The following is a 15,830-nucleotide window of genomic DNA, read 5'->3' on the forward strand; positions in this document are numbered from 1 at the left end:
AATCATGGATGAGTTAGAATACATAACCCTCAATGCCCTGATGATGTGTGATCAGGGAGCTGCCCCGGATTTCTTTAAACCTACGTTCAATACAAAGGTGAAGATCCATGGTTGTTTGGTGGCCACCAATCAAGATGCTGCTCCTCTGATTAATATTCCATCCTTTAAGGTATGCAAAATCAGTGGTGGTCCCTGTACTCCCGCAACTGTTCCTATGACCTGGCAGGATACCTGGCAGGTAAAAATCAACGGAATCAGATCTTTGATAGGAAAAAGTACCTGTCAATGTCCTGTGGGTGGAAAGATAGAATTTATGACGAGCGGACAGGTTCCTCTTCCGGACGATGCCGCTCAGGAAGTAAAAGATATGCAGGATCAGGCACAGCGTGAACTAGATGACAGCGGACATGGAGACAGTGTGGGAGAAGCAGGTCTTGTGGAAGGGATGATCCCAGTTTGGGGAAGCGGCCGTGATCTTATCAATGATATACAGACCGGTGATGGCTGGGGAGCAGCCATGAATGCCGGATTTTTAATCTGGGATGTGGCTTCTATTGCGGTAGGAGTGGTTTCTTTTGGAACCGGAACAGTAGCCATGCAGGGTGCAAAAGCCGGTGTGAAAGGTGCCATAAAAGCTGGTGCAAAAGCTATCTCTAAAGAAGCTCTTCAGCAGATGGGAAAAGCTGCGTTGAAAAAACTGAGTAAAGAAGCCTTAAAGAAAAGTGTAGACGATATCGCTAAAAAGCTTCTTAAAACCTGTGTTTTTGCCTGTTTTCCGGCTGGAACACCTGTTCATACTGAACATGGAATTAAAAATATTGAAGACATCCGCATCGGAGATCTGGTCTGGGCTTATGATGAAGATACAGATACCGTAGCCCTTCAGCCGGTGATTGATTTAATCACCAATGAAAGTGACCATACGATTAGTATTTATACAGAAGCTGAAGTCATTGAAACAACGGCTACACACCCTTTTTATACCAATGGTGAATGGACGGATGCTTCAGAATTGAAAGAAGGAGATAAAATTCTTTTGCGTGACCAGCAAGAAGGTATTATACAAAAAACAGAATTCAATTATACCCCTCAGAAAGTCTATAATTTTGAGGTAGACCACTGGCATAATTATTTTGTAGGGAATTCAGGGGTTCTGGTGCATAACAGTGGAAAATGCTTAAGTAAAATGGCTGATGAAGCCGCTGAGCTTGTAGCAAAAACTTGGGATGACCTCGCGAAACTTAAACATTGTTTTCCTGCCGGAACTTTAGTGAAAATTGATGAAAATAGTGGTTATGCAGCTATTGAAACAATTTCAGTAGGAGATTATGTTACAGCTTTTGATCAGGATAAACATACGGAAGTCTTAAAACAGGTTACCGGAGTGTATGTAAATCATACTGAAAGTCTTTGCAGGCTATATATTGGGGATGAAATCATTGAAAGTACATCAGCCCACAGGTTCTGGTCGGTAACGCATTCTGACTGGATTAATGCAGAAGATATTGAAAGCGGAAATCTGTTGATGGATGCCACCGGAAAATCTATTATTGTAGAAAAGACCGAAAAAATTGTTGGAAATTTCAAAACCTATAATCTTGAAGTTGACGAAGTACATAATTATTTTGTGTCTTCACTTGATATTCTGGTGCATAATGGAAAGTCTTATCCAAATTCAGTTTTTCATGATCTCACTCCTAAGCCATCAGAAATTTATGGGATTTGGGATAAGAAAACAAAACAATATGTTTATGTTGGAAAAACAATACAAGAAGATGGGAAAAGATTTACTCAGCATGTCTTAGAGAAAGGACTCGATCCTAGAAGATATGTTAGTAGAACATTAGAGTCTGGAACTTGGAATGCATTTCAAACAGCAGCTCGTGAACAATATCATATAATGCAAAATGGAACTAAAACTTTAAAAGCAGGAGCGGAAATTAGAAATAAGATTAATGCGTTAAGCAAAAGGAAATTTAATTATTTTAGTAAACTTATAAAATGTCCATAAAAATGATAAAAAAATTAGAGGTTGGAGATATTTTCAATTTAAAATTAGAAAACAAAAATCTTTTTATTTTTGGTAGGGTCTTATTTGATGTAGACAGCCAGCTAAAAAAATCAAAGGCAAACGATGAAAACTATTTTACAACTTATGCAGGATGCCATCTAATAGAAATTTACAAAGGTATATATGATTCTCCCAATCTTCCAGATAGTATGGAAGTATTAATTCCTAGAGTTTTTGTATTTAAAATAGATTCAAAAGCAAATAGTTTAAAATGGGAAGTAGCTGGACATCATAAAGTTGATGTTAAGAATATAGAATTTCCGGAAGTTGTAGGAAATGCATATAATGAAGTTCGGTTAATGAGGGGAGAACTTTATTTCAAAACAGCTATTAAGGATCCGATTCAATATCCTGGAGTTCTTCCTGCTCCGGAATACCCTGTTGTGATTTTAGATGCTAGTTTAGGGTTACAAGGAAGAGAGGATTTAATAGACGGAGATTATTATGATGAAAGCCTTACAGATTTAGATCTTTTATATCATCCCGATGAAAGAAAACAAATTTATTCAGATTTAAATTTAGATCCAGATAAAAGCTATTATGAATTATCTAAGGAAATGGGATTTGATTTAGCCAGATTCTATAAACATTAATTTTAAAATATAATTATGGGGGCTTGGGGATACAAGAACTTTGAAAATGATACTGCTGCAGATTGGTTTGCTGAACTGGAGGAATCTCCGGATAAAGAATTAGTGATTCCTTATCTCACCAAAATTTTGGATGAAGATGATTTTATAGATGATGAAGAGAGCTTTATTACGTTAGCAATACTTGAAGCACTGAGTGGTCGTTTGAAACTGATTTCCACAGACTACATTTTGCCACAGTTGGAATCCGTAGATACGATTCTATTAGCTCAAATGGTTATAAAAGCCGCCAAAAAGATCCTTTTCTTTAAAGAGCATTCAGAAGTAAGAGAATTATGGAAAGAATCTGATGAATATCACCAATGGTTTAATTATCAGGTTTCTTTAATTATGAAGCTCGATAATTTTTATAGCAACTATAATTTTGTTGATGAAGAAAATAATGATCCGGAAATTGAGGAAGAGTGGACGAAATATATAAAAACCAATTTTTCATAATAAATAAAATATCTTTAGAAGAGATCATTTAAACTGTACAGGAGTCAAAATAAAGTAATGAGTATTTCAAATTTTTTTTTTGGGGAAAATATTCCTCTTCTTCAACTTGAAAAATTCTCGCAGGAATATACCCTGAATGTGGAGAATATCTTTCTGATGGGTAAGGAAAATTCCCCAATTTCTTTAAAAACCTCATCTGAACTTCTTCTTGACCAGCAGAAAGAATCAGATCTTATTTACAATAGGATAAATCTTCTTGAAATTACAGGAAATACGGAAGATCATACAATGAAATCCTTTTTACAACAAAGTCTTGCCCTTGCTGATATTTCACGTAATCTTTATATCAAACGAAATGCAAACGGAAAGATACTTTCTGTTGAGAATACAGAGGAGCTGTGGAAGAGCTGGGAAGAATGGAAAGAAAATAAAATGGTTACTGTTTTTCCGGAAGAAAAAGATCAGATTAAATTGGTTGCCAATTATGAAAAAGGATTGAAAAGCTTTGAGGGAGAACTGAAGAAAAACCTACAGTATATTCTTCTGTTACCGGAAGTTTATAGTCTGATATTTCCACCTAATGAGTACTACAGTTTTTTATCCAGTCCGTTGAGTGTTCGTTCCAGATTGATGCAGGGAGGAGAGTATAGCTATCAGCTAAAACTGGTGAAGCTTGAAGAAGAAAACAATACTCTTTTTGTAGAATTTCATTCCGTACTGAACAACCGTGCTGAACTCATTAAAAGTCATATCAAAAAGCTTTACGAAAATGAGAAGGAATTCACTATTGATCAGTTTGAATTCAGTGTCAAAACAAAATATAATTTTGAAAAATCAACCGGTAAGATTATGAATGCCGAGCTTCATTTCATAGAAAAAATGCATGAACATCTTGCCTATAGGATTGATATGGATTTAAAGATTAAATCGATTGAGAATTAATGATATTGATTATGGGATGAAGAGAAGATAACAACATCTTTTAAAAGAAAAGAACCCGCCAAAAGTGACGGGTTCAATTGATTTATATTCAGATGGTATAATTAGAATCTGAAAGTTGCTGCAACAGACCAGGTTCTTCCAAATCCAAGGAATCCTGTATTGCCGTCAGCTACGCCCTGATAAACCCTTCCAGCTTCCTGGTATGTTTTTCCGGCATCCGGACCATTGGCAATTTTATCACCTGCAAAAATATTGGAGCTTAGCTCAGAAATATAGTACTTATTGAATAAGTTGTATACATTAGCTCTTAATGTCAATGATTTTTTCTGATCAATGATGAATTTATAAGTAGCCCCTACATCAAATAAATGATAGCTTGGTAATTTTACAATCCCTTTTTCTCTTGCTGCTTCAGTAAGGAAGTTGATAGGATTGAATTGTGCATATAGCTTGTCATAATATTCCCAGTTAGCATCAATGCTGAAAGCTTTGGTAATATTATAATCAGCCCCGATGCTTGCTGTTGTTTGGGCAGCATCTCCTACCTTCAGATCTTTGATGTTGATGATTCCTGTTGCTCCAGTGACTTCCTGGTTGCTCTGAACATCCATGATGTTGAAATTTGCATTCCCTTTGTACTTCCAGTTACCTAACGATAGCATCCCTCTAAGCCTAAGGTTAGAAAGAGGTCTTGCTTTCGCTTCCAGTTCAACTCCCTGGTGTACTTGTCCAACATTCAGGGCATTGTAGAAATAAGCATTTCCAAGTTTTAACTGAGAGAAATTGGCAACATCAGCGGCACCGGCATTAAATGTTCTTGAGATGAATCTGTCATCCCACTGTGTTCTGTAAGCGTTAATATTAACATCCACATAACGGGATTTGAACCCATATCCCAATTCTACAGAAAAGATTCTTTCATTCTTCGCATCGTTGTATATGTTTTGGTTTGATGGGAATAAAGCATTGAATAGCGGTTGTCTCGAAATAACTCCCGTATTGAAAAATACATTATGATGCTGGTCTATATTATAGTTGGCACCTCCTTTTACAATATATCCCGTTTTATGATACCACTTGGTTTCCTGATTTCCGGGAGTATACAGCATATAGTCTATTCTCTTGTAATATTGTTCAGAAACTGAAGCCTGAACAGATGCACTTAGCTTTTCTGAACTGTACTCAACCATTCCATATAAACCTGCCCATTTTACCAACCCTTCGTTGTATATAGATACTTTCTGAGCATTATTAAGCTTGGTAAGAGGTTCCGGTTTTACGGTTTGGTCTACATAAGATCCTTTTGGAGCATTCACCGTATTAGGAATATATAATGCATCAGAGCCCAGCATATCGGTAACGATATCATAAAGCGCTCCTTTGTAAGTTTTAAGGTCAATCCCTCCGTTAAAGGTCCAGTTATTCTTTTTGTAATTAAGATCTGCGATGGCTCCATACCAGTCATGAGAATTAATGCTCTGCTTTCTAACAATACCGGAAGTCCCGTTTAAAGTAGCTACATATTGTCCATTATAATCAGCCGGAGATCCTGCAGGAGCAGTAAAGGTTGGTTTCTGGAAGGAGTTTCCATTATAATCAGTGACCATACCCCCTCTGTTGTAACGGTAAATCATATCCCAGTTGATAGTGCCGTCTCCGCCCTGGCCATAATTCATGAAATTCATAGTTTGCCCATTAGCATTTTTAATAGAACCATTAAGCCCGGTACCACCGCCACCACGTCCCCAGGAACCATAAACAACTGTAGAAAGCTTCAGGGCATCATTAATATTCCAGTCCCAGTTAAGTGATGCAATAGGTTTGTGATAGAAGTTGGGCGCCAAGTTGAATGAAGAACCATTCAGCATTCCTGTTTGTGGATTATATCTTCTTCCATAGGTTTCAAACTGTCGTAAAGTGGCTACATTCGCTCCGGTTGCAGAAGATCTTCTTGTGTCGTGTACCTGTGGTGCACCTGTAGCAATCAAGTTGAATGCATGCTTTTCATTAGGCTTAAATCCTGTAGAGAAAAACCATGAATAGCCTTCTCCTTTGGTTCCGTTGATATAACCGTCACCTTGCCAACGGGAGAGTAGAACAGTTGTTCCCCACTTATTTTTTAACCCGGAAGAATACATGGCTGATACTCTGGAGTAGTTGTCATTACCTGCTTCTGCCTTTATCATTGCTTTTTGCTCAGAATCAGTAGCTTTGGTTACAATATTTATCGTTCCCCCTACAGACGGAACTACAAATTTAGAAGCTCCCAACCCTCTCTGAATCTGAATATTGCTTGCAATATCTGCCAATCCGGTCCAGTTGGACCAATATACAGTACCTCCCTGCATATCATTAACAGGCTGTCCGTTGATGATCACCGCAATGTTGGCACCATCAAAACCCCTCATGTTAATTCTGCTGTCTCCAAATCCGCCGCCTACTTTAGTAACGTACACGGATGGGGTAGACTTCATAATTTCGGGAAATTCCCTGTTTCCTAATTTTTCCTGAATTTCAGCTGCCTTAATGGTAGAAACTGCAACAGGGGTTTTTCTTTCTTTGGCTGTCTGGGAAAGATTTCTTCCCACTAACATCACCTCATCAATAGATTTAGATTTTTCTAAAGAATCCTTCGTACTCTGTGCATAATATATGCCGGCCGTTGGTAATACAAGCGCTATAAGTAGTCGCTTTTTAAAAATAATGCTCATGAAATAAACTAGCGTTTTTGAGTTTAAGGCTGCAAATATGGATATTTATTTTTTAATAGAGTATTAAATCTTTATTACGTGATTTCATAAAGAAGGTAATATGGGGATTATGGCTGTTTTTTGCGAATAAATAAAACAGCTTCATTAATTTCATTTACAGGTTGTTAGGGTGAAAGTCTGTAATTTATTAAGTATTATTATATTTATTATTAAAAAATTTTAATCATCTGATCTTTAATCTATGAAAATGATATTTCAATGCATGATCTGTTGAAAAGAGATTATATTCACCCATAATCTAATATAATGCTGAGAAAGATTAAGCTTGGTCCAAGCCATTTATCCATGCTTTATAGTAGTGTTTTATGGTCATAAAAATTTCTTTTCCGTATCACAAAATTTCCTTTTCGTGTCATCCGATGGTTAGCATAATGTTACTTTTGAAAGAATACAATCCTCTATTGCTATGATTATGAAAAACTCCCTGTTACTCTTAATGGCTTTCCTGCTCCCGGGCTTATCATTGGCGCAACAATATCATCCGCTCACTGCCCGGGAAGCAGAAAAAAGATTACTGCCCCAGTTCCAGGTAATGAATAATACTCCTATTCAGGATATGACGTTTGAAGAAGTGAAAAGAGATCGCAAAATTCAGGCAGAAATGCCTTGGCCGGAACTGAAAAACAAAGACAGTATTGAAGTGGCACGGTCTAAAATTCCGGGACTGAACGCAAAAGACCCCGAAATCCCGGTAACGGTTTATAAACCCAAAAATTCGAAAAATCTTCCCATATTTCTTTGGTTTCATGGGGGTGGTTTTGTATATGGAACTCCCAAATGGGATCACCAGAGGTGTGCAGATTATGCATTGAAAGGAAATGCTGTGGTTATCAATATAGATTACCGTTTCGCTCCGGAAAATCCTTTTCCGGCAGCCCTCCAAGATGCCTATGCCTCGTTATTGTGGGCCCATAAAAATGCAGGAAATATAGGTGGAAATCCAAAACTGATCGCTGTAGGAGGTTCCAGTGCAGGAGCTGGTATATCCGGAGGCCTGGCACAATACACAAGAGATAAGAAAGGCCCAAAAATAAGTTTACAGGTTCTGGAAATTCCGCCTGGAGATTTCAGGATGGATTATCCATCAGTTATTGAATTTAAAAGAATCCGGGGTCTTAAAAGTGATGACTTTCCGGTTTTAAAAGATTTCTATATAGGAAAAAACGGCAATTCAAAAGAAAAATATGTGCTGCCCGGAAATGATAAAGATCTTTCCAACCTTCCGCCAACTGTCATTTTTGTTGCCGGAACAGATCCCTTGCGGGATAGCGGATTGGCTTATGCTGACCGTCTGATAAAAGCAGGTATTTTTACAGAACTACATGTTTTTGCAGGCTATGCCCACGGAATGCAACTCCCGGAAAGTATGGAGATCACGGTAAGAATGATGAAGCAGTTTCTTAAATAATCAGCATAAAAACAGGGCAGGAAGTCTGTAATTTTTGACAGCAGAAGAAAAAACAATATTCCATAGATTTTGATAAAGAAAAATATTTTCCTTACTATTGATTTAAATAACGCAGTACCATATTGTAATCTCTGACTGCGAATTTCTTACATTTTAAAATTAAAATAATGCAGTACTCACAAAAAATATCTTTATTTCTCGTCTTATTTTCTTCCATTGCGTTTTCCCAAACGTATAAAACTTCTTCAACAGTTTTACCGGGAAAAGAATTCCCGAAAATGGACGCAGAGAGAAAAGCAGAATTTCAGGTCTATTTTCCTGATGCAAAATCAGTAATTTTAGATGGCGGCGACGGAATGAAAAGTATAAAATCCTCTGCTTCCAAAGATAAAAATGGATTTTGGAACATCTCTACTACCCCCATGGAAATAGGATTTCATTATTACTGGTTCAACGTAGATGGCCAGCGTACAAATGATCCCAATACGCAGCTGTATTTTGGATACAGCCAGCCTACCAGTGGAATTGAAGTCCCTTCCGGAGAAGATTTTTTCCTGGAGAAAAATGTAAAGCACGGAAAAATTGTTAACGACAGTCTGAATTCAGAAATAACCCATGGCACACGGAACTTTAAAGTATATCTTCCTCCCAATTACGGATCTGAAAAACTCCCCGTTTTATATCTGTACCACGGTACCGGAGAAGATGTTACAGGCTGGGAAAAACAAGGCTATATCCTTCATATCCTCGATAATCTTTTCGCAGAAAAAAAGGCTAAGAAAATGATAGTGGTAATGGATTATGGAGTTGCATTGAATCCCGAACAGGAAAAAATGCCGGACAACTATCCCAGAACGGTACTTTCTTCTAAAAATCTTGACAAAATACTTACCAAGGAGCTAATTCCCTATATTGAAAAAAAATATAAAACTTCTGGTAAGAAAGCTATTGCGGGACTTTCCCGTGGCAGTTATCAGGCTATGCTGATTGGGGTTTCCCATCCGGAGTTATTCTCGGCAATCGGGGCTTTTAGTCCTGTAATTTACGAAGGAACCGAAACCGAACCTTTTAAAGAACTCCCTATCAGAAATTTGTTAACATCTAAGAAAAAGCCTTATTTCTTTATTGGAATCGGGGGAAAAGAAGATGCGATCTTTTTTAAATTTAATCAGATATTAACAACTTATTTAAATAAAAATAATTATCCTTATGTCCAATATAACTCTCCGGAAACCCGTCATGAATGGCTTACCTGGAGGAGGTCACTCTATCAATTCTCACAACATATCTTCAGATAAATACATGATATTTGTCATGTTTTATAATTTTATTAACTTACAGTCCAATAACTTACCGTTTTATGGAATTACTCCTTCCTTACCTGGAGCCGGATGGTTTTAAACAAGGTCTGATTCAGGATTACAGATTTTGTGACAAAGATTTCCTGAACTCTACTGTTCTGGAGATGCCCGAGGATTTGGGAAGCGGGAAGCTCATTCTTTTCAGCAAGAGAAATTTTCACTTTTTCCGGGGGAAATGGAATTTTCATGAAGAAACTATTTTCCACTCTCCACATAAAGTCGGCGACAACGGAATGATGGATTTCCGGATCAACAAAGAAGGGAAAATCAGCAGCAATTTTATTAATGATGAAAAAAAGTTTGAACATAATACCACCGATATTGATGGCGTGAGAATTTTTGTTCCGAAAAACCTTTTTTCAAAAGATAACGGACTGTTGAAAGAAAAGCTGGAAAATGCACAACGCAATTATCTGAGCCAGGAAAAACTGAAAACTATTTTCGATACTCCGTTTGATGATGCATCCTGCAGCATTATTCTTGAAAGCAGAATGCTGGAATTCTTAAGCTACTGGATTCATTATCTTCTTTCTGATGAGAAGACTTTTGAACACAAAAAAGCATTTGAAGACAAAATAAAGCTCGCGAAAGATTTTGTGGACACCAATGCATTCCAAAGTCTGGCCATCAGGGAAATCAGCCGTTACTGCGGGCTCAACAGCAGTGATCTTAAAAAAGGATTTAAAGATTATACCCAGCTGCCTATCCATCAATACATCATTAAAACCAGAATGGAAACAGCCCGATCTATGCTTCTGGAAACCGAAAAGTCGGTAGGAGAGATCAGTGATTTTATTGGGTATAATAATCGTGGGCATTTTTCTCAGCTTTATCTCCGTCATTTCGGAAAACTTCCTTCCGAAGAACGTCAGTAAAACTTAAACACTTTCCGGATGGATGTTGTAAATGTTGTCTATTTCGGCGTTTACAAGAGGTTGTATTTTTATACACTTCGAAAAAATTTCTTTTCCGTATCACAGAATTTCCTTTTCGTATCACCACGTGTTCAGCATATCATTAATTTGGAGTTAAGATTAGTTCATATGAAATATCCTTTAGCTAAGGCCCTTTTCATATCAACATTAACTTAATATGAACAAAACTATGCTGAACTTATCAATTTTAGTGGAAGAAAGTGCAAGAAGTAACCCCAAAAGACCAGCCCTAAGCCTTGGAGAAACTACCATCAATTATAGAATCTTTCATGAGAAAGTCTGCCAGGCAGCCAATGCATTTACAAAAGCAGGAATAGGTTATGGTGACAAGATCGCTTTGCTTTGCCCCAATATTCCTCAATTTCCGATTATTTTTTTTGCCATATTAAAAACCGGAGCAACAGTTGTACCCTTTAGTATTTTTCTTAAACCTGAAGAGATTGCTTATCAACTTTCCGATTCCGACAGTAAACTGTTTTTGTGTTTTGCCGGAACTCCGGAAATGCCTGTAGGGAAATTCGGAAAAGAAGGCTTTGGCCAATGCGAAACTTGCAAAGATTTTATCAGCATAGGGCATTTGGCAGGAGATATCGGGAATTTTGATGATTTCATTAAAGATGAAGAAACCTATTTTGAATCTTACATTACCTCAGCAGAAGATACAGCAGTTATCATTTATACTTCGGGAACTACAGGAAAGCCCAAAGGAGCAGAGCTTTCACATATTAACCTTTTTACCAATGCAGAAGCCAGTACCACCATAGTTGCGGCGGCTGAATTTGAAACGCAGCTTGTTGTTTTGCCATTATTTCACATCTTTGGCTTAACGGTGATGATGCTTGCAGGAATCCGGAAGTCACTTCATCTTATTCTGCTTCCAAAATTTAATGCCCAGACAGTTTACCAGCTCATTACCCGCTTTGATATCGGAATTTTTGCGGGCGTGCCTTCCATGTATTGGGCGCTTCTGAATGAAGAGAATACTGAAGAGAATACCAATAGTATTAAAAAACTGAGAATCTGCATTTCCGGGGGAGCTTCTCTTCCTGTAAAAATTATTGATGAATTTGAAACCCGTTTCGGAGTTCCCATTATTGAAGGCTATGGAATGTCCGAAGGTTCTCCTGTGGTGACATTCAACCAGCTGACTGTGGGAAGAAAACCCGGTTCTATCGGAACTCCTATTTGGGGAGTTGAGGTAAAGATTGTAGATGACCAGTGCAATGAACTTCCGGTTGGGGAAAAAGGAGAGTTGATCTATCGTGGTCCCAACGTGATGAAAGCCTATTATAAAAGACGTGAAGAAACTGACGAAGTTCTGAAAAACGGATGGATGTTTTCCGGAGATATTGCTGTAAAGGATGAAGACGGCTTTTTCTTCATTGTTGACCGTAAAAAGGAAATGATTATCCGGGGAGGAATGAATGTTTATCCCCGTGAAGTGGAGGAAGTGATGATGAGAAATCCTGATATTTCTATGGTCGCCATTATCGGTATTGATGATGAAAAACTGGGTGAAGAAATTAAAGCTTTTGTGGTGAAAACAAAAGAAAGCAACGCTTCAGAAGAAGATATCAGGCTATGGATAAGAGAAAGGATTGCCAAGTATAAATACCCGAGAATTATAGAATTTATAGACGAAATGCCATTAAGTGGCACAGGAAAAATACTTAAAAAGAATTTAAAAAAACAACTGAAATGAATTATTTTAAAATCGCTGCTCTGTCCATTGGATTATTGACAGTAAGCTGCTCAACACAAAACGTAAAAAGTGCCAAAACTGCTTCTGTAAACCAAAAAGAAGAAAAGCTTACCGACATACAATATGGAACACACGAAAAGAACATAATGGATGTTTATCTTCCTGCCGATAGAAGCCCTAACACAGCATTTCTCATTAGCATCCACGGTGGTGCCTGGACAATGGGTGACCGAAAAGACGATGTTAAATTTGTAGAATATCTTCTTTCACAGGGGATCGCTGTTGCCAATATCAATTATCGGTACGTCAATCTTACAGACACACATCTTCCTGAAATTCTGGATGATATTGACCATGCTGTAAAATTCCTTTCTTCACATGCCCGGGAATGGAATACCAGGAAAAACGGGTTTTCAATTTCCGGAGGAAGCTCCGGTGCCCATGTTTCCCTGATGTATGCCTACACCAAAAATACTCAGATCAAAACCATCATAGAGATGTGTGGTCCGGTAGATTTTACAGATGTTCAGACGTTACAGTACGTGAAAGCCGCTAACCTTTTGGGGGTTCTGGATAAAATGTCTGGAAATAAGGTGGTCTGGAATCCTGGTGATGCTATCCCGGATGCTTATACTCAAACAAGCCCTGTAAAATTTATAAACCAGATTCCCACATTGATCATTCATGGGGATAAAGATGAGGTAGTTCCCATCCAGCAAGGTTATATCCTGGAAAATGCGCTTAAAGCAAAAGGCGTTCAGTATAAAATGGTAGTCGTTCCCGGAGCTGGCCATCTTATTACAAAATTACCGGAAAATGAGCAGATTGTATTCGCCAACGTGGCTGAATGGCTTAAAAAAAATGGCACAAATTAACGATTAAAGTATATGAAGACTCAATTTTTACATACAAAAATTACGGTAGCCATACTTTTTCTGACAGCATCTTCTAGTATGATGGCCCAGAAAAAAGAAGCTGATACCCTAAAAACAAAAGATATTGATGAGGTGATCATGACTGGGGTATTTGATAAAAGAACAAGAATGAATGCCCCCATTGCGATCTCTGTTTTGAAAAGTGATGTCATTGATAAACAGGTTCCGGTGAGTGCTGCAGATCTGCTGAAAAATGTTCCCGGAGTATATGTTAATTCGTCATTGGGAGAGATCAGAAACAATGTAAGTTCAAGAGGGATCAGCGCGGGCTCCTCAGATGGTACGTTTGCTTATGAATATATATCTATGCAGGAAGATGGTTTGCCGGTAACCAATACCACCTATTATAATTATGGACCGGACTTTTTTCTAAGAGCTGATGCCACTATTTCTCAGATTGATGCCGTGAGAGGAGGCCCTGCTTCTATTACTGCTGCCAATGCGCCAGGTGGAATTTTCAATTATATATCAAAAACGGGCGGAAGTAAATTTGGAGGAGAAATCCGTGCCAAATATGGTGTTCAGGGAGCAGATAATTCAGGGTATCATAGACTTGATGTCAACTTTGGAGGACCTTTGGGAAAGAACTGGTTCTTTAATATTGGTGGATTTTACCGGTATGATTTGGGTGCCAGATATGCCGGATATCCATTTAATAATGGGGGGCAGGTAAAGGCGAATATTGTAAAAAAATACAATAAAGGAAGTTTGAAAGTATTTGTAAAGTATCTTGACGACAAAAATGGCTATGCACAATTGGTTCCTACAAGAAATTATACGAGCCCTGAGCCGGCAGAAGGGTTCAGCAGCAGTTCATCCCTGCTGATTCCGAAGTTACAGTATAATTCTCCGGATTTTATTCATGGAGGGAATATAGATTATAATTCGGGCCGCCTGGTCAGCAGCAAATACAGGTCTGTAGGATTAAACTGGGATCATAACCTGGGAAATGACTGGAAATTGTTCTTGGCAGGCAAGTATTCTGATAATGAAGTGGTACAGAACAGCGTAGGGAATTCTTTTCTTACATCGCTGGATGATATGACCTCGTATTTTTTGGTCGGCGGACTGGGAGTGGGAACCTATTCTTTTAAAGATGCCCTCACAGGACAGGAGCTTGCCAGTGTTAATTCTACGCTGGGAGCTGGAGGATTACCTGTTTACCAGATCACGAAGAATCAATTGCCGGGTCAGTCTATTCAGAATAATTCATTTGTAATGTCATCGCTTAATTTTTATGAAAATAAGGTAAAGGAATCTATGAATCAGCTGACCATCAATAAAAAATGGAATACCATGAATTTCTCATTTGGCGGCTATTATGGTTACTCGGATGTATGGCGTTTTTCCGGAATCAATGGAATAGGACTTACGACTTTAGAGAATCGACCAAGAATGATAACCTTAAGTTTAACGGGAGTTACCACGTTAGATTTTACAAACCCCGGTGTTTATCAACTGACGAATAATGAAGGTTTTGCACAGGCGGCCGGGAGCACGGGAGATTTGTTGGAACTCAAAGCTAAACAGCAGCAGGGAGCTGTATTTTTCGGGCATACCTGGGATATTACAGATCACCTGACATTGGATTGGGGAGTACGGTATGAAAAGGTATGGATCAAAGGGGATAACACCCGGACGTATCTGTTTTCGGACAAAAACGGAGGTACGGATGGCAACATTTATACCGTATACAATAATAACGCCCTGACAAAGCTTACCAATGTTGCCTACAGCAGACAGCTGGAAAACTTTTCCTATTCAGCAGCACTGAACTATAAATTCAATAATAATGTTGCCGTATATGCAAGATATTCTAAAGGCAGCAAGTCTCCGGATCTCGATATGTTCTTTGCGGCCAACAGACCGGAAACCATAGGCTTACTTGATCCGCAATCAAGAAAAACACAACAGGTGGAAATGGGATTTAAGACTAAAACAACCTATTTTGATGCTTTTATAACTCCATTTTACAGTTTGCTGAGCAATGTGCCTTACAGCTTTATGGCCGATGACGGAAAAGGCGGGTTCTATACAACTCCATCATTATACAATAAAAATGAAACATTTGGAGTTGAACTGGAAACCAATATCAGACCATCCGACAATTTCAGTATCAGGGCGGTGCTTACAGTACAGGATCCGAAAGTGAAGCAAGGATATTTATGGAATTTAGGAAGTGCACCCGGCCCATCAGATGATACTGTATTTTCATATTCAGGAACTACAATTGCGTATACTCCAAAAATTATGGCCAATATAAGTCCTAATTTGAAAATTGGTAAAGCATTTGGATTTGTAACCTGGAATTATATGGGAAAAAGAGAGGGTAGTAATACCAATGTCTATAAATTACCGGGATTTTCACAGTTTGATCTGGGAATAGGATATAACGTAAATGAGCATCTCAGCATGCTGGTTAATGTGAACAATGTATTTAACAAATATGGCGTGATGAGCTACCAGAGGCCGGGAACTCTTCAGCAGCAGCTTGCCGGCTTTGAAAACTTCACCCAGGCTGAATATGCTTCTGCAGTTGCCGGCAATACTCCTTATTTCACGATTGCAATTCCACCGACTTCCGGATATCTTACAGTAACCTATAAATTTTAATACA

At 38.3% G+C, this 15,830-nt stretch carries 11 protein-coding genes; 10 read left to right on the forward strand and 1 reads right to left on the reverse strand.

The genetic code is table 11. The features are described 5' to 3' along the window. Positions 1-4: 4 nt before the first annotated feature. Genes MP477_RS20380 through MP477_RS20395 form a run of 4 tightly spaced genes read left to right on the forward strand, consistent with a single transcriptional unit; the run spans position 5 to position 4,101 of the window. On the forward strand, positions 5-2,011 hold the full coding sequence (locus tag MP477_RS20380) for a polymorphic toxin-type HINT domain-containing protein (RefSeq protein ID WP_257191845.1): 2,007 nt from the start codon (positions 5-7) through the stop codon (positions 2,009-2,011). A gap of 2 nt (positions 2,012-2,013) precedes the next feature. Beyond that, positions 2,014-2,664: an Imm26 family immunity protein gene (locus MP477_RS20385; protein WP_257191847.1), complete on the forward strand. Its 651-nt coding sequence runs from the start codon at positions 2,014-2,016 to the stop codon at positions 2,662-2,664. 15 nt (positions 2,665-2,679) lie between these two features. Further along, positions 2,680-3,159, forward strand: a complete 480-nt coding sequence (locus MP477_RS20390; RefSeq protein ID WP_257191848.1) for a DUF4259 domain-containing protein — start codon at positions 2,680-2,682, stop codon at positions 3,157-3,159. 57 nt (positions 3,160-3,216) lie between these two features. Continuing rightward, positions 3,217-4,101 (forward strand): hypothetical protein, encoded by an 885-nt coding sequence (locus MP477_RS20395; protein ID WP_257191849.1) that lies wholly within the window; start codon positions 3,217-3,219, stop codon positions 4,099-4,101. A gap of 101 nt (positions 4,102-4,202) precedes the next feature. Here MP477_RS20395 and MP477_RS20400 read toward each other — a convergent pair whose 3' ends face one another. Further along, the gene (locus MP477_RS20400) at positions 4,203-6,812 is read right to left on the reverse strand and encodes a TonB-dependent receptor (protein WP_230036648.1); all 2,610 of its coding nucleotides are present in this window, start codon (positions 6,810-6,812) and stop codon (positions 4,203-4,205) included. A gap of 472 nt (positions 6,813-7,284) precedes the next feature. Here MP477_RS20400 and MP477_RS20405 point away from each other — a divergent pair, with 472 nt between their 5' ends. The 6 genes from MP477_RS20405 to MP477_RS20430 all read left to right on the forward strand — a co-directional run bounded on the left by MP477_RS20405 (position 7,285) and on the right by MP477_RS20430 (position 15,826). Then, entirely contained in the window at positions 7,285-8,280 is a 996-nt protein-coding gene (locus tag MP477_RS20405; protein ID WP_257191850.1) for an alpha/beta hydrolase, read from the forward strand. A 167-nt stretch (positions 8,281-8,447) separates the two neighbouring features. Beyond that, a complete protein-coding gene (locus MP477_RS20410) occupies positions 8,448-9,578 on the forward strand; it encodes an alpha/beta hydrolase-fold protein (protein ID WP_257191851.1) in 1,131 nt (376 codons plus the stop codon). 62 nt (positions 9,579-9,640) lie between these two features. Continuing rightward, positions 9,641-10,516 carry a helix-turn-helix transcriptional regulator gene (locus MP477_RS20415; RefSeq protein ID WP_257191852.1) on the forward strand — a complete coding sequence of 292 codons (876 nt, stop codon included), beginning with the start codon at positions 9,641-9,643 and terminating at the stop codon, positions 10,514-10,516. Between the two features lie 217 nt (positions 10,517-10,733). Further along, a complete protein-coding gene (locus tag MP477_RS20420) occupies positions 10,734-12,278 on the forward strand; it encodes a long-chain fatty acid--CoA ligase (RefSeq protein ID WP_257191853.1) in 1,545 nt (514 codons plus the stop codon). Further along, the gene (locus MP477_RS20425; protein ID WP_257191854.1) at positions 12,275-13,153 is read left to right on the forward strand and encodes a prolyl oligopeptidase family serine peptidase; all 879 of its coding nucleotides are present in this window, start codon (positions 12,275-12,277) and stop codon (positions 13,151-13,153) included. Before MP477_RS20420 ends, MP477_RS20425 begins: the two co-directional genes overlap by 4 nt. Before the next feature lie 12 nt (positions 13,154-13,165). Continuing rightward, entirely contained in the window at positions 13,166-15,826 is a 2,661-nt protein-coding gene (locus tag MP477_RS20430) for a TonB-dependent receptor domain-containing protein (protein ID WP_257191855.1), read from the forward strand. The last annotated feature ends 4 nt before the right edge of the window (positions 15,827-15,830 follow it).

The organism is Chryseobacterium sp. WG23 (assembly GCF_024586575.1).
Classification (GTDB): domain Bacteria; phylum Bacteroidota; class Bacteroidia; order Flavobacteriales; family Weeksellaceae; genus Chryseobacterium.

Bases quoted from the DNA above. Each gene is read 5' to 3' on its own strand.
- MP477_RS20400 (WP_230036648.1), bottom strand. From the start codon at position 6,812: ATGAGCATTATTTTTAAAAAGCGACTACTTATAGCGCTTGTATTACCA.
- MP477_RS20420 (WP_257191853.1), top strand. From the start codon at position 10,734: ATGAACAAAACTATGCTGAACTTATCAATTTTAGTGGAAGAAAGTGCA.
- MP477_RS20405 (WP_257191850.1), top strand. From the start codon at position 7,285: ATGAAAAACTCCCTGTTACTCTTAATGGCTTTCCTGCTCCCGGGCTTA.
- MP477_RS20390 (WP_257191848.1), top strand. From the start codon at position 2,680: ATGGGGGCTTGGGGATACAAGAACTTTGAAAATGATACTGCTGCAGAT.
- MP477_RS20380 (WP_257191845.1), top strand. From the start codon at position 5: ATGGATGAGTTAGAATACATAACCCTCAATGCCCTGATGATGTGTGAT.
- MP477_RS20395 (WP_257191849.1), top strand. From the start codon at position 3,217: ATGAGTATTTCAAATTTTTTTTTTGGGGAAAATATTCCTCTTCTTCAA.
- MP477_RS20385 (WP_257191847.1), top strand. From the start codon at position 2,014: ATGATAAAAAAATTAGAGGTTGGAGATATTTTCAATTTAAAATTAGAA.
- MP477_RS20425 (WP_257191854.1), top strand. From the start codon at position 12,275: ATGAATTATTTTAAAATCGCTGCTCTGTCCATTGGATTATTGACAGTA.
- MP477_RS20430 (WP_257191855.1), top strand. From the start codon at position 13,166: ATGAAGACTCAATTTTTACATACAAAAATTACGGTAGCCATACTTTTT.
- MP477_RS20410 (WP_257191851.1), top strand. From the start codon at position 8,448: ATGCAGTACTCACAAAAAATATCTTTATTTCTCGTCTTATTTTCTTCC.
- MP477_RS20415 (WP_257191852.1), top strand. From the start codon at position 9,641: ATGGAATTACTCCTTCCTTACCTGGAGCCGGATGGTTTTAAACAAGGT.